This is a genomic window from Nocardia sp. AB354 (assembly GCF_049538315.1).
Lineage (GTDB): Bacteria > Actinomycetota > Actinomycetes > Mycobacteriales > Mycobacteriaceae > Nocardia > Nocardia nova.
In genome coordinates this window covers 289,450-316,327 of sequence record NZ_JBMVFU010000007.1, presented here as the reverse complement: position 1 = coordinate 316,327, position 26,878 = coordinate 289,450, and the positions used below count along the sequence as shown (strand labels likewise).

Annotated in this window: 26 protein-coding genes; 15 read left to right on the top strand and 11 right to left on the bottom strand. The window is 68.6% G+C overall.

The features are described from left to right. Positions 1-97 precede the first annotated feature (97 nt). A complete protein-coding gene (locus tag ACPCUW_RS13260; RefSeq protein ID WP_423425040.1) occupies positions 98-898 on the top strand; it encodes a class I SAM-dependent methyltransferase in 801 nt (266 codons plus the stop codon). Between the two features lie 122 nt (positions 899-1,020). On the opposite strand, the gene ACPCUW_RS13255 is transcribed toward ACPCUW_RS13260, so the two are convergent. The 3 genes from ACPCUW_RS13255 to ACPCUW_RS13245 are packed head-to-tail and all read right to left on the bottom strand — an operon-like array spanning position 1,021 to position 5,204. Continuing rightward, positions 1,021-2,919 (bottom strand): glycosyltransferase family 39 protein, encoded by a 1,899-nt coding sequence (locus ACPCUW_RS13255; protein WP_423425039.1) that lies wholly within the window; start codon positions 2,917-2,919, stop codon positions 1,021-1,023. A gap of 10 nt (positions 2,920-2,929) precedes the next feature. Then, complete coding sequence (locus ACPCUW_RS13250; protein ID WP_423425038.1) at positions 2,930-4,522, bottom strand: ATP-binding protein; 1,593 nt, start codon at positions 4,520-4,522, stop codon at positions 2,930-2,932. Next, entirely contained in the window at positions 4,500-5,204 is a 705-nt protein-coding gene (locus ACPCUW_RS13245) for a response regulator transcription factor (RefSeq protein ID WP_062963626.1), read from the bottom strand. The genes ACPCUW_RS13250 and ACPCUW_RS13245 overlap by 23 nt, the downstream gene beginning before the upstream one ends. A gap of 239 nt (positions 5,205-5,443) precedes the next feature. On the opposite strand from ACPCUW_RS13245, the gene ACPCUW_RS13240 reads away from it, so the two are divergent. Together ACPCUW_RS13240 and ACPCUW_RS13235 are read left to right on the top strand one after the other, a co-directional pair. Beyond that, positions 5,444-6,127 (top strand): hypothetical protein, encoded by a 684-nt coding sequence (locus tag ACPCUW_RS13240; RefSeq protein WP_423425036.1) that lies wholly within the window; start codon positions 5,444-5,446, stop codon positions 6,125-6,127. Positions 6,128-6,252: 125 nt separating this feature from the next. Then, entirely contained in the window at positions 6,253-6,807 is a 555-nt protein-coding gene (locus ACPCUW_RS13235) for a GNAT family N-acetyltransferase (RefSeq protein WP_104363819.1), read from the top strand. Between the two features lie 20 nt (positions 6,808-6,827). Here ACPCUW_RS13235 and ACPCUW_RS13230 read toward each other — a convergent pair whose 3' ends face one another. Next, the gene (locus ACPCUW_RS13230; protein WP_064902235.1) at positions 6,828-7,283 is read right to left on the bottom strand and encodes a DUF4345 domain-containing protein; all 456 of its coding nucleotides are present in this window, start codon (positions 7,281-7,283) and stop codon (positions 6,828-6,830) included. Positions 7,284-7,372: 89 nt separating this feature from the next. On the opposite strand from ACPCUW_RS13230, the gene ACPCUW_RS13225 reads away from it, so the two are divergent. Further along, positions 7,373-7,975, top strand: a complete 603-nt coding sequence (locus ACPCUW_RS13225) for a TetR/AcrR family transcriptional regulator (RefSeq protein ID WP_423425033.1) — start codon at positions 7,373-7,375, stop codon at positions 7,973-7,975. 14 nt (positions 7,976-7,989) lie between these two features. On the opposite strand, the gene ACPCUW_RS13220 is transcribed toward ACPCUW_RS13225, so the two are convergent. After that, positions 7,990-8,742, bottom strand: a complete 753-nt coding sequence (locus ACPCUW_RS13220) for an ABC transporter permease (protein WP_423425073.1) — start codon at positions 8,740-8,742, stop codon at positions 7,990-7,992. Positions 8,743-8,744: 2 nt separating this feature from the next. Next, positions 8,745-10,022, bottom strand: a complete 1,278-nt coding sequence (locus ACPCUW_RS13215; RefSeq protein WP_423425032.1) for a glycosyltransferase — start codon at positions 10,020-10,022, stop codon at positions 8,745-8,747. 65 nt (positions 10,023-10,087) lie between these two features. On the opposite strand from ACPCUW_RS13215, the gene ACPCUW_RS13210 reads away from it, so the two are divergent. Continuing rightward, positions 10,088-12,700: a cytochrome P450 gene (locus ACPCUW_RS13210; protein WP_423425031.1), complete on the top strand. Its 2,613-nt coding sequence runs from the start codon at positions 10,088-10,090 to the stop codon at positions 12,698-12,700. Here ACPCUW_RS13210 and ACPCUW_RS13205 read toward each other — a convergent pair. After that, a complete protein-coding gene (locus ACPCUW_RS13205; protein ID WP_030517972.1) occupies positions 12,697-13,209 on the bottom strand; it encodes a mycothiol transferase in 513 nt (170 codons plus the stop codon). The two genes, ACPCUW_RS13210 and ACPCUW_RS13205, sit on opposite strands and share 4 nt — an antisense overlap. Positions 13,210-13,578: 369 nt before the next feature. On the opposite strand from ACPCUW_RS13205, the gene ACPCUW_RS13200 reads away from it, so the two are divergent. The 3 genes from ACPCUW_RS13200 to ACPCUW_RS13190 all read left to right on the top strand — a co-directional run bounded on the left by ACPCUW_RS13200 (position 13,579) and on the right by ACPCUW_RS13190 (position 16,826). Next, complete coding sequence (locus ACPCUW_RS13200) at positions 13,579-14,787, top strand: cytochrome P450 (protein WP_051757032.1); 1,209 nt, start codon at positions 13,579-13,581, stop codon at positions 14,785-14,787. 10 nt (positions 14,788-14,797) lie between these two features. Beyond that, a complete protein-coding gene (locus ACPCUW_RS13195; RefSeq protein WP_423425029.1) occupies positions 14,798-16,015 on the top strand; it encodes a cytochrome P450 family protein in 1,218 nt (405 codons plus the stop codon). A gap of 103 nt (positions 16,016-16,118) precedes the next feature. Beyond that, positions 16,119-16,826: a cyclase family protein gene (locus tag ACPCUW_RS13190; protein WP_423425027.1), complete on the top strand. Its 708-nt coding sequence runs from the start codon at positions 16,119-16,121 to the stop codon at positions 16,824-16,826. A gap of 57 nt (positions 16,827-16,883) precedes the next feature. On the opposite strand, the gene ACPCUW_RS13185 is transcribed toward ACPCUW_RS13190, so the two are convergent. Beyond that, a complete protein-coding gene (locus ACPCUW_RS13185) occupies positions 16,884-17,285 on the bottom strand; it encodes a nuclear transport factor 2 family protein (RefSeq protein WP_423425025.1) in 402 nt (133 codons plus the stop codon). A gap of 71 nt (positions 17,286-17,356) precedes the next feature. Here ACPCUW_RS13185 and ACPCUW_RS13180 point away from each other — a divergent pair, with 71 nt between their 5' ends. Then, positions 17,357-18,301, top strand: coding sequence for a LysR family transcriptional regulator (locus ACPCUW_RS13180; RefSeq protein WP_423425023.1), 945 nt, complete (start codon positions 17,357-17,359; stop codon positions 18,299-18,301). Positions 18,302-18,337: 36 nt separating this feature from the next. Here ACPCUW_RS13180 and ACPCUW_RS13175 read toward each other — a convergent pair whose 3' ends face one another. After that, positions 18,338-19,183: an SDR family oxidoreductase gene (locus ACPCUW_RS13175; RefSeq protein ID WP_423425021.1), complete on the bottom strand. Its 846-nt coding sequence runs from the start codon at positions 19,181-19,183 to the stop codon at positions 18,338-18,340. A 157-nt stretch (positions 19,184-19,340) separates the two neighbouring features. Here ACPCUW_RS13175 and ACPCUW_RS13170 point away from each other — a divergent pair, with 157 nt between their 5' ends. From ACPCUW_RS13170 to ACPCUW_RS13150, 5 genes are all read left to right on the top strand, one after another. Then, on the top strand, positions 19,341-20,240 hold the full coding sequence (locus ACPCUW_RS13170; RefSeq protein WP_064902241.1) for a cation diffusion facilitator family transporter: 900 nt from the start codon (positions 19,341-19,343) through the stop codon (positions 20,238-20,240). A gap of 134 nt (positions 20,241-20,374) precedes the next feature. Beyond that, positions 20,375-21,259 carry a transcriptional regulator CynR gene (gene cynR, locus ACPCUW_RS13165; protein WP_423425019.1) on the top strand — a complete coding sequence of 295 codons (885 nt, stop codon included), beginning with the start codon at positions 20,375-20,377 and terminating at the stop codon, positions 21,257-21,259. A gap of 99 nt (positions 21,260-21,358) precedes the next feature. After that, positions 21,359-21,682 carry a carbonic anhydrase gene (locus ACPCUW_RS13160; RefSeq protein ID WP_423425018.1) on the top strand — a complete coding sequence of 108 codons (324 nt, stop codon included), beginning with the start codon at positions 21,359-21,361 and terminating at the stop codon, positions 21,680-21,682. 51 nt (positions 21,683-21,733) lie between these two features. Beyond that, on the top strand, positions 21,734-22,204 hold the full coding sequence (gene cynS / locus ACPCUW_RS13155; protein ID WP_423425016.1) for a cyanase: 471 nt from the start codon (positions 21,734-21,736) through the stop codon (positions 22,202-22,204). 38 nt (positions 22,205-22,242) lie between these two features. Next, on the top strand, positions 22,243-22,743 hold the full coding sequence (locus ACPCUW_RS13150) for a nucleoside deaminase (protein WP_064911434.1): 501 nt from the start codon (positions 22,243-22,245) through the stop codon (positions 22,741-22,743). Between the two features lie 56 nt (positions 22,744-22,799). Here ACPCUW_RS13150 and ACPCUW_RS13145 read toward each other — a convergent pair whose 3' ends face one another. After that, positions 22,800-23,393, bottom strand: coding sequence for a TetR/AcrR family transcriptional regulator (locus ACPCUW_RS13145; RefSeq protein ID WP_174554944.1), 594 nt, complete (start codon positions 23,391-23,393; stop codon positions 22,800-22,802). A gap of 254 nt (positions 23,394-23,647) precedes the next feature. Between ACPCUW_RS13145 and ACPCUW_RS13140 the strand changes: the two genes are divergently transcribed. Then, positions 23,648-25,213 carry an FAD-dependent monooxygenase gene (locus tag ACPCUW_RS13140; protein ID WP_423425014.1) on the top strand — a complete coding sequence of 522 codons (1,566 nt, stop codon included), beginning with the start codon at positions 23,648-23,650 and terminating at the stop codon, positions 25,211-25,213. 115 nt (positions 25,214-25,328) lie between these two features. Here ACPCUW_RS13140 and ACPCUW_RS13135 read toward each other — a convergent pair whose 3' ends face one another. Beyond that, entirely contained in the window at positions 25,329-26,855 is a 1,527-nt protein-coding gene (locus ACPCUW_RS13135) for a flavin-containing monooxygenase (RefSeq protein ID WP_423425013.1), read from the bottom strand. Positions 26,856-26,878 lie beyond the last annotated feature (23 nt).

Sequence of the window (26,878 nt, the reverse complement as noted above, 5' to 3'; positions counted from 1 at the left end):
TACACTCGGCAGCGGGCGAGAGGCGCTGCGACGGAACGGTTTCCGCCACGCTCGTCCGCCGATACGACCAAGGGCGCCTTCGACGACGGAGGCGATGGTGGACGATACGGCAGCGACTACGTGGGGGTACGGCGACTATCCGGCGATGGCGGCGCGGTTGTACCCGGCGGCCGTGGCCGCGATCGAGGCGGCAGCGGTATCGCCGGGCGATCGGGTGGTCGACATCGCCACCGGTACCGGCAATGCCGCGCTGCTCGCGGCCGCGCGCGGCGCCGAGGTCGTCGGCATCGACTTCGAACCGACGCTGCTGCGGATCGCGGCGACGCGGGCCGCCGAACACGGTGGCCGAATACAGTGGCTGCGCGGCGATGTGGGCGATCTCCCGCTCCCCGACGCCTGCGCGGACGTCGTCGTCTCGGTGTTCGGTGTGATGTATGCGTCCGGCCATGACGCCGCGGTAGCCGAAATCGCCCGCATCGCCGGCCGCGGCGCACGGATCGTGCTCGCGTCGTGGCTTCCGGGCAGCGCCCTGCCCGCGATGGGCCGCATCCTCGCCCCGTACCTGCCACCACCCCCTGCCGGTGCCCCACCGAGCCGCTGGGGCGACCGCGACGCACTCGCAACACTCCTGCAGCCCCACGGCATGCTCATCACCACCAGTACGCGGGAACGCATCACCCTGCGCTTCGAATCCCCCAGCGCCGGAGCGGATTTCCTCATCCGCACCGCAGGCCACGTCATGCACGAGCGGCAGGCCTCGATCGACGAGGGCCGCTGGGACCGATTGCACACCGACCTCACCACTTTCGTAGCCGCACACGCCGAAACCATCGACGGCACAATCGAGCTGCCGCTCGATTACCTACTGGCCACCATCACCAACCGGCACATCTCGTGATCGGCGATCCGGTTCGCTGGCGAGTAGATCGAGTTTCCGCTGAGCGGTTGCGAAGTCCGCATCGGTGAGCGATGCCAACCATTCGGCCACTTCTGCGCGCCGGGCGGCACGGCATGCAGCCCCTACTCGGCGGGTGTGGTCAGGTCGTAGACCGTCACTCCGTCGATGGTTCGGGCGGTGAAGTTCGCGGCTACCCACTGGGCGATGTCGGACGCCTCGTGGCTGCCGCCGCTGGGGGCACCGCGCATTCCCGCCATACCTTCACCGCCGATGAAGTAGTGGATCTTGTGCCGGCCCACGTACTCCTGGAACCGGGACAGGGTCGGTGACGGGTCGGTGCCGTTGAAACCGCCGACGGCCATGACCGGGTCGCCGGTGTCGAGCTGGTAGGCGGCGGCGCTGTTGGAGCCGACCGCGGCCGCTACCCAGGTGTAGGCGGCGGCGTTGTCGCGCAGTGCCGCAGACAGAGTCGAGCCGACGGAAATACCGCCGAGGAGGCCGCCCATCGGACCACCGGCATGCGCGCCGGGACCGCCGCCGGGCGGCATCCCGCCTGGGAAGCGCCCGCTGGACGGGCCGGCGGACGGAATCGCTCCGGTGTGCGGAGTCGACGCGGTCGCCAACGCGTAGGCGGTCGGCCCCGCCAGGCCGGCGGCCAGCGCCACGGCCACCACCGCCGCACCCAGTGCCCGCGGCAATCGGGAGACCACCAGCAGCAGTGCCGCGGCACCCACACCCACCACCGCGACGACGGGCCGCAGCCACGGATTCCAATCGCTGGTGCGCGCGAGCAGGAGGCAGGCGAGAACGGTGGTCACCACCAGCGTGCCCGACAGCACCGCCGTGGCTCGAAGGTCGTTGCGCCGCAACCACAATTGGCAGGCGCCGATCGCCAGAATGCCCGCAGTGGCCGGAGCCAGCGCCACCGTGTAGTAGGGATGCAGGATGCCGCTCGCGAAGCTGAAGATTCCGCCGGTGAGTATCAGCCAGCCCAGCCACAGCACCAGCGCTGCCCGCGTCGGATCGGTGCGGGGCGCGCGACGAGTGAGCCAGAGACCGGCGACGCCGATGATCAGCGCCGCCGGGATCAGCCAGGAGATCTGACCACCCATCTCGGAGCCGAACAGTCGCGCCCAGCCGACGTCGTAGTTCATATTGCCCAGACCGCCCACCTCGTCACCGGTGAGCCGCCCGAAACCGTTGTAGCCCAACGTCAATTCGAGCACGCTGTTGTGCTGTGAGCCGCCGATGAAGGGCCGCGAGGAGGCGGGCCAGAGCGCGACCACGGCCAGATACCAGCCCGCGGACACCACCATCGCGAGCACAGCCGCCACCGCGCGGATAATCCTCGTTTTCCAAGTAACTTGGGCCGCAAGCAGATAAACCACCGCGAAAACCGGCAGCACGATGAACGCCTGCATCATCTTCGCCAGGAATCCGAATCCGACGGCCGCCCCGGCCAGCGGCAACCACCACGCGGCGCTGTCCTTTTCGACGGATCGAAGCACGAAGTAGGCGGCGGCGGTCAGCAACAGCACGAGCAGGGCATCCGGATTGTCGAAGCGGAACATCAGCGCCGCGGCCGGTGTGAGCGCCAGAACGGCACCGGCGAGAACTCCCGGCCAGTGCCCGGCGACCCGGCGCACCGCGGCGTACAGCACGGCGACGGCGGCGACGCCCTCGAGCGCCTGAGGCACCAGCAGACTCCACGAGTTGAGGCCGAAGATCCGCGCGGAGATATCCATGACCCACAGCGCGCCGGGCGTCTTGTCCACGGTGATCGCGTCGGCGGCGTCGCTGGATCCGAAAAGCATCGCCTTCCAGCTCTGCGATCCGGCCTGTACGGCGGCGGCGTAGAACTCGTTGGCCCAGCCGCCGGCACCCAGGTCCCACACATACAGCAGCGCGGTGGCCGCCAGCAGCGCCACCAGCGACAGCTGCCGCCACCGCGGGCTCGCGGTCCGCGGCGGCGGCGGTCCGGTCACCGCGGCCGGGGGCGTTTCCAGCACAGTCGTCGTCATATGTCGATCGTCATCGACCGAGGTGGTTGCTGCCTTGGGCTTCGCTGTGTGCCCGCTGTGAGGTCTCCTCCGGCAGCCGGACGGTGAAAACCGTATGTCCTGGTGCACTGTCGAGGCTGATCGCGCCGCCGTGCGATTTCACCACCGCCGCGACGATCGCCAGCCCCAGACCGCTGCTTCCGGCCCGCCGCGAGCGCGAGGAATCGCCGCGCGCGAAGCGTTCGAACACTTCCGGCTGCAGTGCGGCGGGAATACCGGGACCGTTGTCGGCGACCTGCCAGATCGCGCGGCCGGCGCCGTCGCGTTCCAGCGAGACCGTGACCGTGGTGCCGGGGCCCGTATGCACCCGCGCGTTGGCGAGCAGGTTGGCCAGCACCTGGTGCAGTCGCGCCGCATCACCGGTGACGACGACCGGTTCGCCGGGCAGATCCAGATTCCACCGGTGGTCCGGGCCCGCGATGTGGGCGTCGCTGACGGCGTCGACGGTCAACCGGGTCAGATCCACCGGCTCGTGTTCGAGGCCGCGCCCGGAATCGAGCCGGGCCAGCAGCAGCATGTCCTCGACCAGCGCCGTCATCCGCCGCGATTCCGAATCCACTCGGTTCATCGCGTTGGCGACGTCGCCGGGCACCTCGGCCCGTTTCCGTTGGGCCAGTTCGGCATAGCCGCGAATCGCGGCCAGCGGGGTGCGCAGTTCGTGACTGGCGTCGGCGAGGAACTGCCGCACCCGCGTCTCACTGGCGTGGCGGGCCGACAGCGCGCTGTCGATGTGATCGAGCATGCGGTTGACCGCGGAACCGAGCTGTCCGACCTCGGTACGCGGATCGGCGTCGTCGGCCGGAACCCGCACCGGTAACGCCACTTCGCCGCGATCGAGCTGCAGATCGGCCACCCGGGAGGCCGTGGCGGCCACTCGGTCCAGCGGTGCCAGCGCGCGGCGGATCACCCAGATGCCCACGGTGATCGCGACGACGAGCACCACTGCGGTGACCACCACCAGGATCAGCAGGACCCGCATCAGCGTGGCGTGAACCGCGGTCAACGGCATACCGGTCACCACCGTGGCGCCCGACCAGGTCGAATTCGCGACCACGCGATAGGAGCCCTGCCCGTCGAGGTCGACGGTCACCGGATCGCCGTCCGACGCCACCCGGGCCAACTGCTGCCGGGCGGCCGCGGACAAACTGGTCTGGGTCCCGTCGGCATCGATCTTGGCGGCGGTAACGTCGGCGCCGTCGATACTGGCGCCGACGGTATCGGCTTGAATGCCGCGCCGGTCCAGGAAATCCGGCCCGGGACCGCCGTGGTTCGGTGGCGGCCGATAGCCGTGGTCCGGATCGCCGGGTGGCGGCCCGAGACTCGGCCCACCGCCGGCCTCGCCGAGGGAACGCTTCTGCACATCGACCAACTCGGTGTCGAGCTGATGCACGAGAAACTGCTGCAGCGCGAATTCCGTTGCGGCGCCGATACCCACGACCACGACCACCAGCAACAGCAACTGTCCGACCAGCAGTCGCGCGCGCAGCGACCAACCACGCGCCGACCACCAACGGCGAGACCGCGGCTCGCTCGCCGGGGCCTCAGCCGGCGGGTTTGAGGACATATCCGGCGCCGCGCAGGGTGTGGATCATCGGTTCGCGACCGCTGTCGATCTTCTTGCGCAGATAGGAGACATAGAGCTCGACGATGTTGGAGCGGCCGCCGAAGTCGTAGCTCCAGACCCGATCCAGAATCTGCGCCTTGCTCAGCACGCGACGGGGATTGCGCATGAAATAGCGCAGCAGTTCGAACTCCGTGGACGTCAGCGTGATCGGCTCGCCCGCGCGCGTCACCTCGTGGCTGTCCTCGTCGAGCATCAGATCGCCCACCACGATCTGAGCGTCGTTGTCGACAGTGGTGATGCCGGTGCGGCGCAGCAGTGCGCGCAGGCGCAGGACCACCTCCTCGATGCTGAACGGTTTGGTGACGTAGTCGTCGCCGCCGGCGGTGAGCCCGGCGATGCGATCCTCGACCGAATCCTTCGCGGTCAGCAGCAGCACCGGCAGATACGGCAGATCGCGGCGCAGCTTCGCGAGCACCTCGAGCCCGGTCATATCCGGCAGCATCACGTCGAGAACCACCACGTCGGGGCGGTTCTCGCGGGCCGCGGTGACCGCGGTGCGGCCGTCGGCGGCGGTGACGACCTGCCAGCCTTCGTAGCGCAACGCCATCGACACCATTTCCGCGAGCACCGGCTCGTCGTCGACGACGAGGACGGTCACGGGGCTGCCGTCCGCGCGGCGCATCACGACGCGCTCGGCCGGGGTGTTCGTGGTGGTCATGACCCCAGTCTGGGAACGGCGGCTAGGTGTCCGCTGTGCCGTGTCTGGGGGTCGGCTGTGAGTGCCGCGGTCGCGGCGCGTTCACCACAGCGGGTACCGAACGAGTCCACAGCGCAGACCCAGCTTCGCACCGCAGGGTTGACCGAGCAACGCGATCGCGGCATCGACGGCCCGCGATCGCATTCGACGACAAGGAGTACGCGATGACCGAGCCCACCCCACAGCCTCCGGCCGAGCCGGAACACACCTGGGGCGCGCCGCAGACCCGGCCGGCCGCCACCTGGTCGACGAAGAAGTCGCTGGCCGCGGTCGGTATCGCCGCGGTGATCGCGGCGGCCGGGGGCGGCGTCGTCTACGCGGCCACACATTCCGACGGCAGTGCGCACGGTGGTCCGGGCGGGCCCGGGACCAGCTGGGGCGGCGGGCACAACACCGCGGGCCCGGGCGGTATGGGCATGACCGGCCAGAGCCTGCACGGCCAGTTCGTGATCAGCGACGGCAACGGCGGCTACACCACCGAGATCACTCAGACGGGCACGGTGACCGCGGTATCGGACACCTCGATCACCGCCGAGAGCGCCGACAACTTCACCCAGACCTACACGATTTCCGGCAGCACCCAGCATTCGGCGGTGAAAGTCGGTGACACCGTGCGCATTCAGGGCACGGAGGCGAACGGGACCGCCACCGCGACCGCGATCACGAGCGGCACCGAATCCGGGCAGATGGGTGGTCGCACCGGACGGTCGGGCCGCTTCGGCGGAATGGCGCAGGGCGGCGATCCGGGGCAGAACGGTCCCGGACCGGGAGGCGCGGCTCCCGGACAGGGCGGCGGACCCGGGATGGCACCGCCGATGGACGGCGCTCCGAATCAGCCCAACGGCTGATCGCAGGAACGTCGGCGGGTCCATGCCCGCCGACTCGCGGCGCGTCACGCATGCGCGGCGCGACGCGCCCCACCGGCGGAATCCACAACACCCGACGGTCGGCACACCTCTGGCAAACTGGGCGGATGGATGGCGATGCGGTGATCGTGCCCATGGGTCTGGGGCATTTGCGGCAGGTGCTGGATCTGGGTCACGAAGTGTTCGACACCAGCGTCAAGCCCTACACCTCGTGGTCGTTGACGTCGGTGGCCGAACATTTGGATTCGGCGGACAACGCCTGCTGGGTGGCATTGGATTCGGATCGGGTGGTGGGATTCGTGCTCGGGTCCATGGAATTCGAATTGCGGGACGACTGGGGATATCTGGAGTGGGTCGCGGTGGCGCCGGATATGCAGGGGCGCGGGCTGGCGCGGCGACTGGTGGATATCTGTTCGGAAGCGTTGTTCGCGCGGGGAGCGCGCCGCATCGTGACCGACGTGGAGCAGAGCAATACCGCCTCGGCCACCCTGATGACCCGCAGCGGATTCAGTCCGGCCGCCTCGGTCACCCTGTTCGTCCGGCCCAATCCCGCTGAGCCGGAACTGGATTCGGAAGCACCGCTGCCGCCGATCGCGCCGGGCGCCAAACGGGCGTTGATCAGGCGAGGCCGTCTCGCGGGCGACAATCGCAGCACGCACTGAGCCGCGCGAGCCGCCGCACGCTATCCGATCCGTCCCTGCCGCAGCGCGGGCGCTGTGCCGAGGATGCCGACGCCGGATGCACTGCCGTCGCGGGGCGCACGGTCGACGCACACCGCCCGCACCAGGAAGTAGTTCAGGACCGGAATCAGCAGTTCCACCGGCGTCATGAGCACGTAGAACCAATTGGGTTCCCCGCTCACCACCCATGCCAGCAGCCGGGCGATTCCGCCGGCGAAGAAAACGGCGCCGAGCGCGTTGATCGCCGGCCCTCGGTGCTCCACATCGCGCGCACACCACGCCACGGCCAGTCCGTAAGCGCCGAACACGACCGCGTAGAAGCGCATATCGGAATCGATGGTGGCGTTCACCGGTCCCGCGCCGATGACGCTGGCGGTACCGAAGAACAAGTGCGCCAACGCAATTCCCGCACACACCAGCCCGAACACCAGTAGCCAGATCTGCAGCACTCGTCGCATGCCGACCCCTATTAGACGGTTGTTGAATAAGCTCAACGGTAGGCCGCTGCCGCCGCTCACGTCAACCACCGCACGCCTACGATGAGCAGATGCCGAGCCGACGCCGCCTCACCCCCGAGCAGCGCCGCGACGAATTGATGGATGTGGGCGCGCGATTGTTCGGCGAACGCTCGTTCGACGAGGTCGCGATGGAGGACATCGCCGCCCACGCCGGCGCCTCCCGCGCCCTGATGTACCACTACTTCCCCACCAAGGGCGAGTTCTTCGCGGCCATCTGGAAGCGCGCTCACGATCGACTGCTCGCCGAACTGCGCATCGACCCCGAGGAGCCGGTTCGCACCGCCGTCTATCGGAGCCTGGTGGCGCATCTGGATTTCTACCGCGCCCACGTTCCGCTGGTTCTCATCGCCAACCGCGCCGCGCCGGCCACCGATCCGGCGGTGCGTGGACCGGTGGTCGAGGACCTGAATGCCCTGTGCGAGCGCGTCCTCGACGCGTGTGGCGCCACGGGGCACACCCGAGAGGTTGCGGCCGCGGCGCTGAGCGGATGGATCGCCTTCATTCGCGAGGTCGCCGTCGAATGGCTTGCCCATCAGCGCATTTCGCGTGACGAAGTGTTACGGATGTGCATGGCGACCCTGGACGCCACCGCGGGTGCCCAGCTCGATCTGACCGCGCCGCCGCGGCGGTGAGACGCCGTGGTCCGCTATCGCCGGGAGAGCCGATCGAACACCGCGCTCGCCGCGCCGAAACCGAGCACCCCGAGCCCCGCACACCAGACCAGGGCCAGTGCCGCGCTTGCGCCGGTTCCGCTCGAATTCAGCAGACCGCGCACGGTATCCACCACGGGCGTGGCGGGCTGGTAGGCGGCGAAGCCGCGCAGCCAGGCGGGCATGGTGGAGGTCTGCACGAACGCGCTGCTGATGTAGGGAATGAACATGATCGCGTAGGTCATCCCGCCGGCCGCCTCGGGATTCTTCGCCACCAGCCCGAGCGCGACCGCGATCCAGCAGATCGCCACCACGAACAGCACGATCATGGCCAGCGCCCCCAGCCAGCCGAGTACGTCCGCCCGCGGGCGATAGCCGAGTAGGACGGCCACGATCACCGCGATCGCGATGGCGGCGAGATTGCGCGCCACCCCCTCCCCCACGTGTCCGGCCAGGATCGCCTGCCGGAACATCGGCAGCGTCCGGAATCGGTCGATACTGCCCCGGGTCATATCCGCCGAGACCGCGGTCGCGGTGATCGACGCACCGAAACCCGTGCACAACAGCATGATTCCGGGCACGACGTAGTCGAGGTAGGAACCACCGACGTCGATCGCGCCGCCGAAGACGTAGGTGAACAGCAGCATCACCAGGATCGGCATGAGCAGCGAGATGATCAGCGTGTCCGGACTGCGCAGGGTATGCCGGGCGCACCGGCGGAACATCACCGCCGAATCCGCGGCGATCATCCTCACCGGGCTGCCGCCTCGACGATATCGGCGGCATGGGCGGCGGCGCCCTCGGTGCGCAGGGTAGCCGCGAATTGCCTTGCACGGGCGCGACGTTCGGGTTCCAGCAGCGTGGTCACGCCGCGAACGAGTCGTTCGGTGGTGAGCTCGGTGAAACGCAGGTGTGCGCCGAGCCCGAGCCGATCCACCTGCCCGCCCCACATCGGCTGTTCGAACGACACCGAACACACCAGTGTCGGCAGACCGGCCCGCAGACTTTCGAACAACGTGCCTATCCCGCCGTGATGCACCGCGGCCGCGCAGTGCGGGAACACGAGGTCGTAGGCGAATGGGCCGACCACTTTCACCCTCGAATCACCCTGGGTACGAGCGGTTTCCATACCACTCCAGCCCGCGCTCACCAATGCTCGCACCCCGAGTCGCCGCGACACCTCACCGACCATGGCCAGGACGGCGGCGGGATCGCTGATCGGCATACTGCCGAATCCGAAGAACACCGGCGCCTCCCCCGCCCGCACCCAGGACAGGATGTCGGTGTGGTCGTCGCCGAGTTCGCCCACCGCGTGCCGGGTCTGCTGATCCAGCGTCAGGAAGCCGGTGAACGGGCGCCGGCCGTCCCACTGCGCCGGCAGCCCGGGCACCAGTGCCGGATCGTAGATCTGCACCTCGGGGACCCGCCGCCGTGCCAGCACCGCCGCGATACTCGCCCGCGATTTCGGCAACCCGAGCATGCCGCGCAGATCGTTCAGATAGCGCATGAACACGATCCGCCGCAGGTTCTCCGCCACCGCCCACGTCGCGCGATTCACCGGAGCGGGCGGCGCCCAGCTCGCCGGCAGCGCGCCCGGAAACGGATAGGCCCCGTTCACCCGGGCCGGGTAGTAGTGCAGGCTCACCAGCGGCACATCCATCGCCTCGGCGACCGAGCACGCGCGGTCCTCGGTGACGGTGCTGGCCACGATCAGGTCGGCGCCCGCGCACACCTCGACCACCTCGCGGTTCATCCGATCGGCATAGTCGGCCATCTGCCGGGCGACCAGCTGCATCAGCCGCAGCGTATTGCCCGCGGCGAGGGCGCGCTGCCCTGCCTCCGAGCTGTAGAGCTGCTGCACATCGGGCCCGCAGGCGCGCGCGGCGAGCCCGGCCGCGGAGGCGAAATCGACCAGATTCGGCGGCGCGCCCAGCACCACGTCGTGGCCGCGGCGCCGCAATTCCAGCCCCAGGGCCAGCACCGGTTGCACGTCGCCGCGGGTGCCGGTCAGCGGAATGGCGATTCTCATGTCGAGTTATCTCCCCTTTTCCCGAGAGCGCAACACTTTCGGCCGAGAAACCCGATGGGGACACCATGGGATATCGAACCAACGGGCGCATGGGTAACGTGCCGGGCGTGCACATCGCCATGTTCATGGACTATCACCCGGCGACGCTGGGCGGGGTGCAGACCGCGGTGGCGGCACTGCGCCGCGGCCTCGAACGCGCCGGGCACCGGGTGACACTGTTCGTGGCGCCACTGTCGGGCACTCCGTCCCCGGCTACGGAAGCCGACGACGGGGTGATCGAACTGGCTCCGCTGGCCGGCGCGGTGGTGAACGGCTTCCCGATGGTGCTGCCCACCGCACGCAACGCCGCACTGATCGATGCCGCCTTCGCCGCCCGCGGCCCGGTCGATCTGGTCCACACCCACACCACCTACGGGGTCGCCATCTCGGGAATGAAAGCCGCACGGCGGCACCGGATTCCGCTCGTACACACCGCACAGAGCCGCGACGACGCCTTCATCGAGCACACCGCACCGGCGCCCTACCTCTCCGCGCTGGCGCTGCGAATCCTGCACGGCCGCTTCGTCAACCACCCCGCACGGATGCCGCGTGGCGCGCAGAGCCGGGCCGCCCGCCATGCGTGGCACACCATCGTGGGTCAGGGGCAGGCCGCCGACCGGGTCATCGCACCGACCCGCCATTTCGCCGATCTGCTGCTCGGCCACGGCCTCACCCGGCCGATCCGGGTCGTGTCCAACGGCGTCGACGACACACTCGTCGACAACCGGCGCCCGGTCGAGCGCGACACCGACGGCCCGCTGCGGTTGATCTGGTGCGGCCGGCTCTCCGCGGAGAAGCGACTGCTCGAATCGATCGACGCGGTGCGCCGCGTCCCCGACTGCACCCTCGACGTGTACGGCGAGGGTGAACTGTTCGATCGCGCCGCCGCGGTGGTCGCCGAATACGGCCTCGCGGACCGAATCACTCTGCACGGCAGGGTTCCTCAGGAGCAATGCCTCGACGCCATGGCCGCCGCGGACGCCCTGCTGTTTCCGTCGTGGGGTTTCGACACCCAAGGCATGGTGCTGCTGGAGGCGATCGCCACCGGGCTGCCCGTGCTGTACTGCGATCCGGACCTGGCCGAATCCATCCCGGCGGGCGGCGGTCTGCGCGCCGACGACACCTCCCCCGCAGCCCTGGCGGATGTGATCGCCCGGCTGGCGACAGATCGCGGCGAACTGCTCGCGATGCGCGCCGAGATGGCCGGGCATCGGGATTCGGTGCGACAATCCGGCCACATCGACGCGATCGTCGAGGTCTACCGGCAGGCACGGGCCGATACCGAGCCCGCCGCGCAGCCGCCGGTGCCGCGACGACTCTCCGATATCCCCACCGCGCCAGGCGCCCTGCCGTTGATCGGCCACAGCCTGCGCGCGCTGCGCGACGCACCGGGTTTCGTGACCTCGCTCGCCGACCTCGGCCCGATCGTGCGCATCCGGTTCGGCCGCAAAACCGGCTATGTGCTCACCACTCCTGAGCTGGTACGCGAGGTCGGCCTCGGCGACGCGGAACTGAATCGCGACGACCTGCGGGAAGCGATCGCCGATGTGGCGGGCGGTTCGGTGAACGTGCTGCGCGGCGCCGAACACAAACTGCGCCGGCGCATGATCGCGCCCGCGCTGCGGCAGAGCCGGCTCGCCGAATATACCGTCACCGCGGCCGGATTGGCCGATACCTGGTCGGCCGCACTGCCCGCCGGTGGCCGGGTCGACCTGATGGACGAGGCGCACGGACTGATCCTCGACACGGTGTCCTCTACGTTGTTCACCGCCGAATTCAGCGAGACGGCCCGCCGCCGGATTCGCGACAACGTGCCGTGGCTGCTGAGCCAGGTCATTCTGCGCACCGCGCTGCCGCCGCAGATCCGCCGCCTCCGGGTGATCGCGAATCGACGCTGGCAACGCAAGGCACACCATCTGCGTGCCGCGATCGGCGCCGCGATCGCCGAGTACCGCCGCCGCGACGAGGATTTCAACGACGTGGTGTCGGCGTTGATCCGCCATACCGATCCCGAGACCGGCGCGCGACTGTCGGACGAGCACATCATCGACGAGGCCATCCTGATGCTGGCCGGTGGGGTCGGGTCGATGGCCTCGCTCACCGGCTGGCTGTGGCACGAGGTGATGCGGCGCCCCGATATCGCCGAGCGGATACGTGCCGAACTCGACGAGGTGGTGGGCGCCGGCCCGGTGCGCGCGGAGCATATCGCCGAGCTCACCTACCTGAAACAGGTTGTCTCGGAGACTCTTCGGTTCTGGGGGCCGTGGATCAGCGCCGGTAACGCGTCGGGGCCGGTGACCGTCGGTGGACTCACCATTCCCGACGGCACCGCCATCATGTTCAGCCCGTATCTGGTCCAGCACGACCCGCGCCACTTCCCGAATCCCGAGGCCTTCGATCCCGACCGCTGGTCGCCGGACCGCACCGGCGAGATCGACAAGCAGGCGAACCTGTCCTTCGGCGTCGGTCGCCGGCGCTGCCTGGGCGATCATTTCGCGCTGCTGGAGATCACGCTGGCCTCGGCGGCACTGCTGGCCCGGTGGCGACCCGAGCCGGATCCGGCCTACGTCGTGCGGGCCTCGAACCGCGACTTCGTCCTCTCACCCTCCGCGATTCCGGTGACCCTGCACCGGCGTTAGCGACGGCGCAGCAGCACCCCGCGGATGAACGCCGCCTGCCCGGAATGCTGGATGTCGTCGTCGACCACGCTGATCAGCCGCACGCCGAGGGTCACCGGCGGATCCCAGCGGGTGTCGACGATCCGCGGCAGGTCGGCGTCGGTGAGGGTGCGGACGTACTCGACGGTGCGGTCGTGGACGGCGTCGTGATAGCCCAGCAGCGACTCGGCCGGAACACCGTCGAGGGCCGCCACCGCGTCCGGACCATCGCCGTATCCGGTCGCTGATTCGTCGAAGGGCAGATCGAAGCGGCGAGCCCAGCCGGCCGCCGTCCACACCTGTTCGGTGCCGGCCACGTCGGCGACATGGTCGTCCTGCACGCGGGTCAGATGCCAGATCAGCCAGGCGATGGAATTGGCCCCCGGATCCAGCCGCGCGGCCAGTTCCTCCTGGGTGAGCCCGGCGACCGCGCCGTGCACGTTCTCCTTGATCCGTCCGAAGGCGTCTACCAGCAGATCGGTGCTCGTCATGCTGGTATGCAAGCACATCACATCGACAGTTCGGTGGAACCGGTGTGAATATGCCCGCTCACAAGGTGTTTCACCGTGGTTCACCGGCCCGGTCCGCCCCGGCGAACCGAGAGTGGAAGACGGACAGAGAGTTCGGCACGTTCCTGCTACCCTGGTCGACAGTCCGGTTACGGATGTCCGGCCGGGCGGCTAACCAAGCCTCTTGTCCTACAACAGATGTGGGGTGACGCTGTAGGACCATACCGACAGCGGAATTCTTCGTCGCGCTCGACAGTTCATTCTCTGGAGTCACATCTTTTGACCACACCACGTTCTGCACTGTCCGCACTGCCCGGCGCGGGCGGTCCCGCCACCTGCCCGGTCCAGCACATGGGTTCCCCGGTCGACACCGACGGCCCCCGGATCCTGCTGGACACACCGGAATTCGCCGCCGATCCGCACGCCAAGTATCGGGAGATGCGCCGGCGCTACGGTTCGCTGGTCCCGATCGAGTTGTCCCCCGGCGTCCCGGCCACGCTGGTGATCGGCTACCACACCGCGTTGCGGATCCTCAACGATCCCGAGCACTTCCCCGCCGACCCGCGAGCGTGGCAGGACACGATTCCCGAGGACTGCCCGGTGCGGCCGATGATGCAGTGGTATCCGAACGCGCTGCGCAACGCGGGCAACGTCCACCTGCGCTACCGGCAAGCCTATACGGCGGCCGTCGACGGTATCGACCTGCACGCGCTGCACAGCACGGTGGAGAAGATCGCGATCCCGCTGATCAACAGCTTCTGTGAGGCCGGATCGGCGGATCTGGTGTCGCAGTATGCCTTCCCGCTGGTCTTCGAATCGCTGAATCGCATGGTGGGATGTTCGGCCGAGCTGGGTCAGCGCGTGGCCACCGGTATGGCGGCGCTGTTCGACACCGTGAACGCGGCCTGGGGTATGGAACATCTCAGCCAGGCGCTGATGGAGCTGATCCACCTGCGCCGCGCCGAACCCGGCGACGACGTCACCTCGCGGCTGGCCCACCACCCGGCCAACCTCAGCGACGAGGAGATGCTCTACAACCTGATCAGCTTCTACGGCGCCGGCATCGAGCCCCAGCAGAACCTGATCGCCAACACCCTGCTGCTGATGATCACCGACGACCGGTTCGGCGGCGGCATGCTCGGCGGCAGCCTCTCCACCCGCGACGCGCTGGACGAGGTGTTGTTCAAGGATCCGCCGATGGCGAACTTCTCGATCAGCTATCCGCGCCAGCCCATCCTGATCGACAACGCCTGGCTGCCCGCGCATCAGCCGGTGGTCATCAGCCTGTCCGCGTGCAACAACGATCCGGTCATCGCCGGCGGCGACCGCACCGGCAACCGCTCGCATCTGGCCTGGAGCGCCGGACCGCACGCCTGCCCGGCCCGTTCGGTGGCCTACCTGGTGGTGCAGGACGCGATCGACCAGCTGCTCGACGCGCTGCCGGAGATGCGCCTGGCCATCGAGCCGAGCGAAATCACCTGGCGCCCCGGCCCGTTCCACCGTGCGATGGCAGCGCTACCGGTCACCTTCCCCGCATCTCCTCCGTTGAATTTGCTGTAAGGAGCTTCCGATGAAGCAGGAACCACTGGTGCTCGATCTGACCGGCGCCGATATCCACGCCGAGAACGAGCGCATCCGGGAACGCGGTCCCGTGGCGCTGGTGGAGTTGCCGGGCGGGGTGCCGGCCTGGTCGGTGACCGATGCGGTCGTGTTGAAGAATCTGCTGTCGGATCCGCGCGTGTCCAAGGATCCGCGCCGGCACTGGTCGGCCTATATCAACGGTGACATCAACGAGTCGTGGCCGCTGCAACCGTGGGTGGCCGCGCAGAACATGTTCACCGCCTACGGCACCGAGCATCGGCGACTGCGCAAACTGGTCGCGCCGGCGTTCACGCACCGGCGCACCACCGCGATGCGCCCGCGGATCGAGGCGATCGTGGCGGATCTGCTCGAGCGGTTGAGCGCGACCGCGCCCGGGGAGGTCGTGGACCTGCGCCCGAACTACGCCTATCCGGTGCCGATCCGGGTGATCAGCGAACTGCTGGGGGTGCCCGATCATCTGGACTCGGCCATCCACGCCTGTGTCGACGGCTTCTTCGACACCTCGTTCACACCGGAGCAGGCGCAGGCGAACTTCATCGAAATGGGCCGGCTGATCGGTGAATTGGTGGCGTTTCGCCGGGAGAACCCGGGCGACGACATCACCAGTGTGCTGATCGCGACCCGCAACGAGGACGGCGCCCAGCTCTCGGAGACCGAACTCGTCGACACCCTGATGCTGGTGATCAACGCCGGCCACGAGACCACGCTCAACCTGATCGATCAGGCCATCGTGGCACTGCTCACCCACCCGGAGCAGCGCGCCGATGTGGTCGAGGGCCGGGTGCCGTGGGCGGAGCTGGTGGAGGAGACGCTGCGCTACCAGGCGCCGGTCGCGCATCTGCCGCTGCGCTATGCCGTCGAGGACATCGAGGTCGGCGAGACCCGGATTCCGAAGGGTGAGGCGATTCTCGCCTCCTACGGTGCGGCGTGCCGCGATCCGAAGGTGCACGGCGAGACCACCGCCGAGTTCGACGTCCATCGGGCGAACAAGGAGCACCTCGCCTTCGGCCACGGTGCGCACCACTGCCTGGGCGCTCCCCTGGCACGGATGGAGGCCGCGATCGCGCTGCCGGCGCTCTTCGAACGCTTCCCGGATCTGCGGCTCGCGGTCGATCCGTCCGAGCTGAAGCCGCTGGGCAGTTTCATCTCCAACGGGCACATCTCGGTTCCGGTATACCTGCGATAGTTCGGCCGGTTCCGCGCCGGCGCTCGTCGGCGCGGAACCGCCTACTGTGGGATCTCGTGCGGGCGGCGTAGGACCGGGCAGTGCCACACCGGGAGGCGAACCGATGGCGTATTCGGACGTGCGGAACCTGTCGCATCCACTGTCCGCCGAGGTCGTATCGGTGTTCCCCGGCGATCCCGCGCCGCGGATCGACACCATCGCCACATTCGACGACCACGGCTTCCACCTGCAGGCGGTCACCGTCGGCGAACACACCGGAACCCATTGGGGCGCACCGGCCCACTTCACCGCCGGTGCGGCGACGGCCGATCGGCTCGATCCCGAGGATTTCGTCCTGCCCGGCGTCCGGATCGATATCAGCGCGCGGGCCGAACGCGATCGCGATTACGCGGTGACGGTCGACGATCTGCTCGAATGGCAGCAACGGCACGGCCCCTTCCCCGCCGAGGCCGCTGTCCTCCTGCGCACCGGCTGGGAAAGATACTGGGGCACCGACGCTTTCGCGTCGGTCGATGCGCAGGGCCGCATGCATCACCCCGGGTTCTCGGTGGCGGCGGTGCACTGGCTGCTCGACCACGGCGTACTCGGCCGGCGCGGCGCCCTCGGCACCGACGCCTTCAGCCCCGATATCGGCACCGACGACAGCTACCGGGTATCGAAGCTGTTGTACCGCGAACACCGCCTCAGCCTCGAAATCCTCGCCCACCTGGCGGACCTGCCGGATCGGGACTTCACCGTCGTCGTGGGCGGATTCGTCACCGAGGGTGGGTCGGGATCACCGGCGTCGATATACGCGTTGATCGGATCCTGAACAGCCGATGGTGGTCACGGCCCCGAGTCGCCCGGCTTCTCGGGGGATGTCCGGTACTCACCGCAGCGGTTCGAGAACCCGCTCCACCAATGCGGTGTCACAGTATTCGGTCACCTCGAGCAACTGCCCGGCGTCGACCCGGAATACGAAGCAGTAGTACTGGCCGTAGGCCTCGCCGCGGATCGTCGTCGCCGCACTGTGGGCCTGCACGACCACCCGATCACCGTCGGCGTGAACGGCGTCCGCGCTGATTCGGTAATCGGTGAACTGCGCCATCAGGGGACGCAGAAGACCCTGTACCGCAGTCGTTTTCGGCTCCCAACTGCCCGACCACGACCAGTGCCCGGGAAAAGTCCAGCGAAACTCCGGGGCCATCGCATCGCTCAGCGCCCGGGTCTCGCCGGCGGCCATCCGCTCGAAGATGTTCTGCAGCAGCGCTCTGTTCTCGTTCACACTCACTCAGCCGACGCTAAACACGGCCGACCTATGCGACAAGCGACGATCTCGCATCTCTGGTATCAGTATTTCGCATGGGTGAGTTCACCGTTCTCGGCTTGCGTGTCGTCCGCGAAGCCGCCCGCTGCGGCTCGTTCTCGGGCGCGGCGGACCGGCTGGGCTACACCCAATCCGCGGTCTCCCGGCAGATTTCGCTGATGGAGCGGGCGGCGGGGCATCCCCTGTTCGAGCGGCACGCGCGCGGCGCCGCGCCGACCGCGGCCGGGCAGATCGTGGTCCGGCACGCGGAAGCGGTCCTGGCCGAACTCGACAGCACCCGCGAGCAACTGGATCGCCTGACCGCGGGCCCGCCCGCGACCGTGCGTGTCGGCGCGTTCTCGACCGCGATGGCGGCGCTGGTGCCGAGAGCGGTGGCGGCGACGTCGGCGCGGGTGCCGCTGCGAGAGGGCACCAGTCCTCGGCTGCTCACCGCGGTGGCGCGCGGCCGGCTGGACCTGGCCGTCGTCACCGAAACCGGCACGCTCGCCGACGATGTGGAGGTGGAATTGCTGCTCGACGATCCGCTGCTGGTCGCGGTCGCGCCGAGCCACCGGCTGGCCGGGCGGATCAGTGCGGCGCCGGCGGAATTTCGCGGCGAGCGCTGGATCGCGGGCAGCACCGAGCACGGCAGCACCCTGCTCGGCGCGTGGCGCGATTCGCGGCACGAACCCGATATCGCCTTCGTCGCGCGGGATTGGGTCGCGAAATGGGGTCTGGTCGCGGCGGGTTCGGGCATCACCGTCGTGCCCGGTATCGCGGTGCCGGTGGTACCCGCGAATATCGCGTTGATCCGGATCGATCACCCGGAGGCGGTGCGCCCCACCCGCGTCGTCCACAGCTCGGCGCGCAACGCCGCGACCTCGGCGGCGACGCGGACGTTCATCGAGGCGTTGCGCGATGCCGCGGCGGTCCTCACGAATGAGATGCGGGGACGGCTGCGCCCGATCGCCTCGGGGTCGCGAACGAGCTCGCAGTCATAGCGCTCGCGGGTCCGTCGCGGCGAAAATATCTGCGTATCAGCGGAATTGGTCGCGGTGACGCTCGCACCATTCGGCGAAGGTGCGCGGTGCGCGGCCGAGCAGCCGCCGCACCGTATCGGTCCGCAGGCCGACGGTGTCGGCGCGCATCACCGTGAATCCCTCCAGAATCGCTGCCGCGAGCGCCGGGGGCGCGCCCTGGGGATAGCGGGACCGGACGGCCTCCTCGGCCGTCGTGGCGGTATGGACCGGGATCGGCCGGCCGATCGCGCGGGCCAGCACCTCGACTTGCTCGCCGATGGTGAAAGTCTCCTCGCCGGTGAGACAGTAGGTGGTGTGGTGCCCCGTCTCGGTGAGCGCGATCGCCGCCACCGCCGCGATATCGGCGGGGTCGATCGGCGCATAGCGGCCGGGGCCGGTCGGATCGAACACGGGCCGGCCGGCACGGATATCCGGCGCCCACTCGAGGGCATTGGTCATGAATCCGCCGGGACGCAGGATCGTCGCGGAAATGCCCGAACCACCGACGATTTCCTCGCGTTCGTGATGCCAGCGCCCCATGGCCGGCATCGGATCGCCCAGCACGTTGTACGACGACACCAGAACCAGATGTCGCACCCCCGCTCGCCGCGCCGCCGCCACCGCATGCCGCGCGGGCTCCACCGCCAGCCCCGGAACGAGCAGGAACAGCGAGTCGATCCCCTCGCACGCCGCTCGCAACGCCGCCGGATCCGCCAGGTCGCCGGCCACACGTTCGGCGGAGGCCGGGAGATCGGCGGCGCGAGCCGGATCGCGTACGAACAGGCGCATCGCCGCACCCGCGCTGTCGAGCCGCGCCACGAGCTCTCGGCCGATATGTCCGGTCGCGCCGGTCACCAGTATCATTTCTACCTCTAATCGTTAGCCGCCTATCGACAGACATTAGGCGGCTAACGACACTCGGTCAATCCGGGGCCTCGGCGAACGAACGCGGGCCGCGACACCCACCCGGTCGGCGGGCGGAATCGGTCCGTCGGCGACGGCCGGGTCGTAGCGTGAGCGCATGCGCGCGCTCGTGTTCTCGATGTGGGCCTCGGTGGTGTTCGTGGTGGTCTCGCTGGCGTGGGGGCTGGCCGCGGGATCGCAGATGATCGTGTTCGACGGACTGTATTCGCTTGTGGGCATCGCGCTTTCGGCGGTGTCGGTGGCGGCGCAGCGGACCGTCGCCAAGGGGGCCGACGCGTCGTATCCGTGGGGGCGCGAGACCTGGGAGCCGGTCGTCATCGTGGTGCGCTCGACCGCGCTGGGCGGGCTGTGTGTCTACGGATCGGTGAACGCGGTGCGCGAGATCCTGCACGGCGGCCGGGCCGTGTCGGCGGTCTCCGCGCTGGCGTACGCGATCACCGCGTCACTGCTCAGTGTGCTGGTGGCGCTGGTGCTGTGGCGGGCCGCACGCTCCGGTTCGGGACTGGTGCGGGCCGAGGCCGCCGAATGGGGCGGCGATGCGGCCTTCAGCCTGGTCACCCTGGCCGGATTCGGCGCGGCGGTGGCATTGGAGTCCGCCGGTCGCGGCGACATCGCCCGCTACGTCGACCCCACGCTCGTGATCATCGTGTCCCTGGCTTATCTCTGGATCCCGATCCGGTTGTTCCGCTCCGCTTTTCGCGAAATTCTCACCATGGCCGCCCCGCGCTCGGTGGTCACCGACGTCGAGCGACTGTGCGACCGCGTCCGCACCACCCACGGCTTCGCCGAATCCTTCGTTCGCGCCTCCACCGTGGGCAGCCGCCTCGATCTGGAACTCGCCTTCGTCCTCGGTCCCCGGACGCCGGAACGCACCGTCGAATCCTTCGACGCCATCCGCGCCGATATCGACGCCCAGCTCAACGCCCGGAACTACCACCACTCGACATCGGTGGTCTTCACCGCGGATCGCCACTGGGTGGAGTGGGCAGTGACGTGAACGACGTTGCCGGGCCGACGGTTTCGGCATAACGCCGAAACGGGGCCAGCGCCTCCTCCCCCGCGCCGAACAGCAGCGATAGTGTCCAAGACACTGTCCCCATCAGCGCGATTGGTGCGACCTATAGTTGGTCGATGGAGCTGCGCCACATCCGGTATCTGCTGGCCGTCGCCGACCACGGCAACTTCACCCGCGCCGCGCAGTCCCTGCACATCTCGCAGCCGACGCTGTCGCAGCAGATCAAACAGCTCGAGCGGGTCCTCGGCGTGGTACTGCTCGACCGGTCCGGCCGCACGGTCCGGCTGACCGATGCCGGGCAGGCGTACGCGCGCTACGCCCGGCTCGCACTGCGCGATCTGGAGGCCGGCGAACGCGCGGTGCACGACGTCCAGGACCTGTCACGCGGTCATCTGCGGGTGGCGACGACGCCGACCTTCACCGCGTATCTGATCGGCCCGCTGGTCCACCGGTTCCGTTCCGAACATCCGGGAATCAGCCTCACCCTCCGCGAGACGACCCAGGATGCGATCGAGGCGGATCTGCTCGCCGATCGGCTCGATCTCGGGATCGCCTTCGCCGGCGCGCACGCCGCGGGGGTCGAGCACACCGCGCTGTTCACCGAGAAACTCGGCCTGGTCGTCGGCTCGGACCATCCGTTCGCCGCTGCCGCGCAACCGCTTTCGGCCGGGGAACTCGCCGGCGTGCCGCTCGGGTTGTTGAGCCCGGACTTCGCGACGCGGCTGCACATCGACCGATATTTCGACGAGTGCGGCGTCGCTCCGGATATCGCGGTGGAGGCGAATTCGATCAGCGCCCTGCTGGAATTCGTCCGGCGCGGCTCGCTCGCCACGGTCCTGCCCGATGCGATCACGCGGGCACATGCCGATCTGCACCCCATCGCCCTGGACCCGGCCCTGCCGATCCGCACCGTGGAATTACTGCGCCGCCACACCGCCTACCATTCCGCCGCCGCCCGCGCGTTCACCCGGGCGATCCACGCGACGGCGCAGGACTATTGACCCAATCTATAGTCACGATCCCATACAAGTATTGGACCCTATAGCCACTGGTCATGCAGGCTGGTCTCAGTCCCCCAGCCACTCCGAACGGAGCGCTCCATGCGACGCGTCGTCCCCGAACTGATCACCAGCAGTGAACCCGGTGAGCTGTTCGTGATTCGCACCGCGGGCAATCTCGTTCCCGCCTACGGGCCGGGCGCCGACGGCGTGGCGGCCAGTATCGATCGCCCGGGCTCGGAGGCGACCGCGGCCCTGATTCGCGCGAATGTCGTTGCCCAGCAGGCGAATCTGGCCACCCACCCGGCGGTGGCGCGAGCGTTGCCGACCGGCGCCGTCACCGTCGAGGGCTGGGTCTTCGATATCGGCACCGGCGCCGTCACGGTGATCGATCCAGCCGGTGGCGACCGAACCATCGCCGCCTGAAACCCCCCTGTGCCGCCGGCAGATCCGGCGGTCGAAAGAAAGGAAATCACTATGGTGCACGCGCAATTCGATCCGGCCGCCCGCCAGGAGCTGGCCGTCACGGCGGTCGAGGCGAAGATCGCCAAAGATCTCACCTGGCAGCAGATCGCCGATACCGCCGGCTATTCGACGGCCTTCGTGACCGCGGCGATCCTCGGCCAGCATCCGCTGCCGAAACAGTCCGCGGAAGCCGTGGCCGAGCTGCTCGGCCTGGGCGACGACGCGGCGGCGCTGCTGCAGACCATCCCCACCCGCGGGTCGATTCCGGGTGGCGTGCCGACGGATCCGACGATCTACCGCTTCTACGAAATGCTGCAGGTATACGGCACCACGCTCAAGGCCCTGGTCCACGAACAGTTCGGCGACGGCATCATCAGCGCCATCAACTTCAAGCTCGACGTGCGCAAGGTGCCCGATCCGGAGGGCGGCGAACGCGCCGTGATCACGCTGGACGGCAAGTACCTGCCCACCGAACCCTTCTGAGCAGCCACCGCTCCGACATCGACTCATCAAGGAGTGCAATGGATTTCGCACAACACACCATCGATCTGGCCCGCCGCAACGTCGAGGAGGGCGGCCGGCCGTTCGCGACGGTCGTCGTGAAGGACGGGGAAATTCTCGCCGAAAGCCCCAACCTGGTCGCCCAGACCGCCGACCCGACCGCCCACGCGGAAATCCTCGCGATCCGCCGGGCCTGCACCACCCTCGGCACCGAACATCTGACCGGTGCCACGATCTACATCCTCGCCCTGCCCTGTCCGATGTGCCTGGGCGCGCTGTACTACTGTTCCCCCGACGAGGTCGTCTTTCTCACCACCCGCGAGGCCTACGCTCCGCACTACGTCGACGACCGGAAGTACTTCGAGCTGGGCACCTTCTACGACGAGTTCGCCAAGCCGTGGGATCAACGCCGCCTGCCGATGCGCCACGAATCCCGCGCCGACGCGGTCGACGTCTACCGCCGGTGGCAGGAACGCAACAACGGCGAGCGCCGGGTGGCGGGAGCACCGACGGGCCGCTGATCCCGCCGCGGCACGATGCGCGTCGGTAGCGGAGTCGGCGTTCACCCGAACGCCGATCAACCGGCGGCGGGGATGGCGCGCTCCACGATCGTGCGGACCAGTTCGGCGGCCCGCTTCTCGTCGAAAATGCCGGGGAGCGTGAGCCTTTCGAGAATGAGCCAGTTCAGCGCGAGGTACAACAGCACCACGGCGTCCTCGTCGCCGGGCAGCTGCGACTCCCGGAAGTTGCTGATGTTGAAGTCCAGATCCGCGCGCACTCGCTCGGTCAGCAGCGCCTGCAGTTCGGGACGACGGGTTGCCTCCAACCGCAGTTCGAGGATCGCGAGATAGCCGGTGCGGAAATGGAAGACTCGCTCGACCACCTCGGTCATGAGTTCGGTCATGGTCTCGCGGGTCTGCGGTCCACGCGATTTCGCCATCGCTTCCTCGCTCGGGATCAGCCGCTCGTAATAGCGATGGCCGACCTGAACGAGCAGCGCATCCCGGTTGGGGAAGTAGTTGGACGCCGTTCCCGCGGGCACTCCCGCCTCCTGATCCACCGCCCGAAAGGTCAGCCCGCGCGCCCCCTCCCGGGCCAGGACCTCGATGGACGCGTCCAGTAGAGCCTGCCGGCGTTCCGGATTCGTGCGCACCACTTGACACCACTCCATTCGTAGTACTATGGTTCAAAACACTTCGTTCAGAGTACTACACCTGAGGCGGTAACGATATGCGAAAGCACCACACCACCTTCCCTGCCCAGGCCGACCAGCGGCGCTTCGTCACACGTCCCGTGCCTCCGCGCGCAGTCATCAATTCCAAGGGCGGGTGGCCCCGGCACAGCAGGCACGGGGCCCGGTAACGGCCGACAGTGCCGGATGTCCGAATCGTTCGACCGGCCGGAAACGGCCGGAACAGGAGTGGAATGCATACCGACGTGATCATCGTGGGCGCGGGCCCGACCGGTCTGATGCTGGCCGCCGAACTGCAGGCGGCCGGAGTCCGGCCGCTGGTGCTGGAACGGCAACCGCGACCCCGTGACACTCCGAAGGCCGGAGGGCTCGGCGGGCAGATTCTCGAGTTGTTGCGCTACCGGGGCCTGCTGGACCGGTTCGAAGCGGCCTGCACCGACCCGATACCGGCTCCGCGGTTCCCGTTCGGCGGTGTCCATGTGGACCTCACCGGGCTCGCCGAGTCGCCGATGCACGCCTTGCCGCTGCCGCAACAGCAGCTCGAGCGGGTGCTCGGCGAACGCGCCGATGAACTCGGCGTCGACATCCGGCGCGGACATCAGGTGCTGGACGTGACGCAGGGCACCGACGCGGTCACCGCCCACGTGCGGGGCCCGGACGGCACCTATCGGGTCACCGCCCGCTACCTCGTGGGCTGCGACGGCGCCCGCAGCCGGATTCGCGAGCTGGCCGCAATTCCGTTCCCCGGCACCGTCTATCCGGAGGTCAACCGGCTGGCCCAGATCACGGTGCCCGATTCGGTGACCCGGCACGACAACGGCGACCTCGACGTCGACGGTTTCGGAACCATCAGCGCGGGTTTCACGCGGACCGACCGCGGGCTGTTCGGGATGGGCGTCTCGCCCACGTCGGAGGTGTTGTCGGTCTACACGATCGAGGACGAGTCCGTCGAATACGACGACGACGTACCGCTGACCGTCACCGAACTGCAGGACAGCATCCGCCGCGTGCTCGGCGCGGAACTCCCTGTGGCACAGACGCATCGGCTGTCACGTTTCACCTTCAAGGCCCGGCAGGCCGAACGCTGTCGCGAGGGCCGGATCCTGCTGGCCGGCGATGCGGCCCATCTGTTCCCGGCCACGGGCGTGGCCCTCAACGCCGGCATGCTGGACGCGGTCAACCTGGCGTGGAAGCTGGCCGCCGAAGTCCAGGGCTGGGCGCCGGACGGACTGCTGGACAGCTACCACGACGAACGGTATTTCGCGGCGGCGCGCACCATGCTGCACACCCGTGCGCAGGTGGCGCTGCGGCGTGGGCACGACCCGGCGGCCGAGGCGCTGCGGGCGGTCTTTCAGGAGCTCCTCACCGACGATCAGCCCCTGCGGCGCATGGGTGCCCTCATCGCCGGCGCCGATATCCGCTATGAGCTGCCGAACCCGAACGGCCACGCCGCGACCGGCACCTTCGCACCCAACCTGGCCCTGCGCACCGGCGGAGCCAGCACCGACGTCGCGACGCTGCTGCACGACGCACGGCCCGTCCTGCTCGATCTCGCCGGACGGCCGGAGCTGCGCGCGGCGGCACGAGAATGGGGACACCGCATCGAGATTCGCACCGCCGAGACCGCCGATCGGACCGCCGACGCCCTCCTCATCCGCCCGGATGCGCACATAGCCTGGGCCGCGACCGTCGGCGAACCCGCGGACACCGCGGAGTCCGGCCTGCGCGCCGCACTGCAGCTCTGGTTCGGCGCACCCGTGACGCCCGGTGTTCCGTCGGAAACTCCGGTCGGCGGCTAGTGCGCCCGGCGGCCGCAACGCTCGAAATGTGGCGCCGGATCAACACGCGTCGGGATGGCCGAATTCGATCTCATGACACGGGGAGTATCTTTCGAGCCTGCGCAAGGCCGGATTGCTAGTTGTAGGCGTAATCGTCGAGGGGGAAGGTGCGGCTGGTCCACCAGGCTTGCAGTCCGGTAGTGGGGCGCAAGGAGCTGAAGTCGCCGTGATGGTCGAAGTAGTAGCTGTTGGCCGATGCGCAGTTGCTGATCGCGAGCAGCGAATTGTCGGCCCGCGCGCGAACGAACGCCAGGAAGCGGGCGTTGGCCTCGGGCCGCACGGCTACCCGATCGGCGCCGCGGCGCTCGGCTTCGCGCAGGACCCGGATGATGTGATTGGCCTGCGTCTCGACCATGACGTGATACGAGCCGCCCGACCAGGAATAGGGACCGAACAGCGAGAAGGCATTGGGCAGTTGGGGGAGACTGACGCCTTCGTAGGACTGCAGGGCTTCGGTTTCGAAGAAGTCCGCGAGGTCGAATCCATCGCTGGTCCGCACCGGGGAGATCCGGTAGTTGATCGGTTCGTGAGCGAAGTGGAAGCCCGTAGCCAGGACGAGGACGTCGACAGGGTGCTCGGCCCCGTCGACGGTGCGGACGCCGGTCGGGGTGATGCGATCGATGGGCTCGGTGACGAGACTGACGTTGTCACGGGTGAACGTGCGATACCAGGCGTTGGACACACTGGGGCGTTTGCAGCCGAAATCGTAGTCGGGCGTGAGCTTTTCCCGCAGTCCGGGATCGCGGACCTGAGCGAACAGCAGCGCCCGGCTCGCGGCGGAGAGCCCGCGCGCCAGCGGTGCGACCGATTTACCGTAGGCCGCGACCGCGACGAGCAGCACCTCGACCTGGGCCGTGAAGGCGAGTCGCAGTGCGTCCTGGCTACCGGGGACGGCGGCGATCACGCGCTGCAGCGGGCCGGGGACGGGGATGTCGAGTTTGGGCAGTACGTGGATGGGGCGACGCTGGAAGACGGTGAGGTGTGCCGCGGTTTCGGCGACTTTCGGGACCAGTTGTACCGCGCTGGCGCCGGTGCCGATGACCGCGACTCGTCGAGCCGTCAGGTCCTGGCGGTGATCCCACTGCTGAGATCGCATGACGATGCCGGTGAAATCCTCGAGCCCCGGAATGGAGGGAGTGCGAGGATTGACGAAGGGACCGAGAGCACTGATGACATAGCGGCTGGTGAACTCGCCGTGGTTGGTGTGCACATACCAGACGCGCTCGTCTTCGGACCAACGACGTTCGAGCACTTCTGTACCGAGTTCGATGTGCCGCGCGATGTCGTATTTCTCGACGCAGCGGTCGAGGTAGCGCTTGATCTCCTCGCCCTTCGGAAACAGTCGCGACCAGCCGAGGTTCTTCTCGAACGAGAACTGGTAGCTGAAGGACGGCACATCGGCACCGACTCCGGGATAGACGTTGTCGCGCCAGACACCGCCGATATCACCGGCCCGCTCGAGCACGGTGAAGTTGTCGATTCCATTGCGGCGCAGGGTGATCGCCATTCCGATGCCGGCTATTCCGGCACCGACGATCACGATATGCCGGTCCGGCGGAGTGCGCTTGTCGCGGTGCTGCGTTGCAGTGAGGTCGACGGTCATGGTCGAGGAGTCCTTCCGGGAAG

Bases quoted from the DNA above. Each gene is read 5' to 3' on its own strand.
- ACPCUW_RS13245 (WP_062963626.1), bottom strand. From the start codon at position 5,204: ATGCGCCGCGCGGACGGCAGCCCCGTGACCGTCCTCGTCGTCGACGAC.
- ACPCUW_RS13200 (WP_051757032.1), top strand. From the start codon at position 13,579: ATGGGTTCCCCGGTCGACACCGACGGCCCCCGGATCCTGCTGGACACA.
- ACPCUW_RS13160 (WP_423425018.1), top strand. From the start codon at position 21,359: ATGCGACGCGTCGTCCCCGAACTGATCACCAGCAGTGAACCCGGTGAG.
- ACPCUW_RS13140 (WP_423425014.1), top strand. From the start codon at position 23,648: ATGCATACCGACGTGATCATCGTGGGCGCGGGCCCGACCGGTCTGATG.
- ACPCUW_RS13150 (WP_064911434.1), top strand. From the start codon at position 22,243: ATGGATTTCGCACAACACACCATCGATCTGGCCCGCCGCAACGTCGAG.
- ACPCUW_RS13180 (WP_423425023.1), top strand. From the start codon at position 17,357: ATGGGTGAGTTCACCGTTCTCGGCTTGCGTGTCGTCCGCGAAGCCGCC.
- ACPCUW_RS13240 (WP_423425036.1), top strand. From the start codon at position 5,444: ATGACCGAGCCCACCCCACAGCCTCCGGCCGAGCCGGAACACACCTGG.
- ACPCUW_RS13225 (WP_423425033.1), top strand. From the start codon at position 7,373: ATGCCGAGCCGACGCCGCCTCACCCCCGAGCAGCGCCGCGACGAATTG.
- ACPCUW_RS13235 (WP_104363819.1), top strand. From the start codon at position 6,253: ATGGATGGCGATGCGGTGATCGTGCCCATGGGTCTGGGGCATTTGCGG.
- ACPCUW_RS13210 (WP_423425031.1), top strand. From the start codon at position 10,088: ATGGGATATCGAACCAACGGGCGCATGGGTAACGTGCCGGGCGTGCAC.
- ACPCUW_RS13215 (WP_423425032.1), bottom strand. From the start codon at position 10,022: ATGAGAATCGCCATTCCGCTGACCGGCACCCGCGGCGACGTGCAACCG.
- ACPCUW_RS13195 (WP_423425029.1), top strand. From the start codon at position 14,798: ATGAAGCAGGAACCACTGGTGCTCGATCTGACCGGCGCCGATATCCAC.
- ACPCUW_RS13250 (WP_423425038.1), bottom strand. From the start codon at position 4,522: ATGTCCTCAAACCCGCCGGCTGAGGCCCCGGCGAGCGAGCCGCGGTCT.
- ACPCUW_RS13170 (WP_064902241.1), top strand. From the start codon at position 19,341: ATGCGCGCGCTCGTGTTCTCGATGTGGGCCTCGGTGGTGTTCGTGGTG.
- ACPCUW_RS13190 (WP_423425027.1), top strand. From the start codon at position 16,119: ATGGCGTATTCGGACGTGCGGAACCTGTCGCATCCACTGTCCGCCGAG.
- ACPCUW_RS13145 (WP_174554944.1), bottom strand. From the start codon at position 23,393: ATGGAGTGGTGTCAAGTGGTGCGCACGAATCCGGAACGCCGGCAGGCT.
- cynR (WP_423425019.1), top strand. From the start codon at position 20,375: ATGGAGCTGCGCCACATCCGGTATCTGCTGGCCGTCGCCGACCACGGC.
- ACPCUW_RS13220 (WP_423425073.1), bottom strand. From the start codon at position 8,742: ATGATCGCCGCGGATTCGGCGGTGATGTTCCGCCGGTGCGCCCGGCAT.
- ACPCUW_RS13230 (WP_064902235.1), bottom strand. From the start codon at position 7,283: ATGCGACGAGTGCTGCAGATCTGGCTACTGGTGTTCGGGCTGGTGTGT.
- ACPCUW_RS13175 (WP_423425021.1), bottom strand. From the start codon at position 19,183: ATGATACTGGTGACCGGCGCGACCGGACATATCGGCCGAGAGCTCGTG.
- ACPCUW_RS13205 (WP_030517972.1), bottom strand. From the start codon at position 13,209: ATGACGAGCACCGATCTGCTGGTAGACGCCTTCGGACGGATCAAGGAG.
- ACPCUW_RS13255 (WP_423425039.1), bottom strand. From the start codon at position 2,919: ATGACGACGACTGTGCTGGAAACGCCCCCGGCCGCGGTGACCGGACCG.
- cynS (WP_423425016.1), top strand. From the start codon at position 21,734: ATGGTGCACGCGCAATTCGATCCGGCCGCCCGCCAGGAGCTGGCCGTC.
- ACPCUW_RS13135 (WP_423425013.1), bottom strand. From the start codon at position 26,855: ATGACCGTCGACCTCACTGCAACGCAGCACCGCGACAAGCGCACTCCG.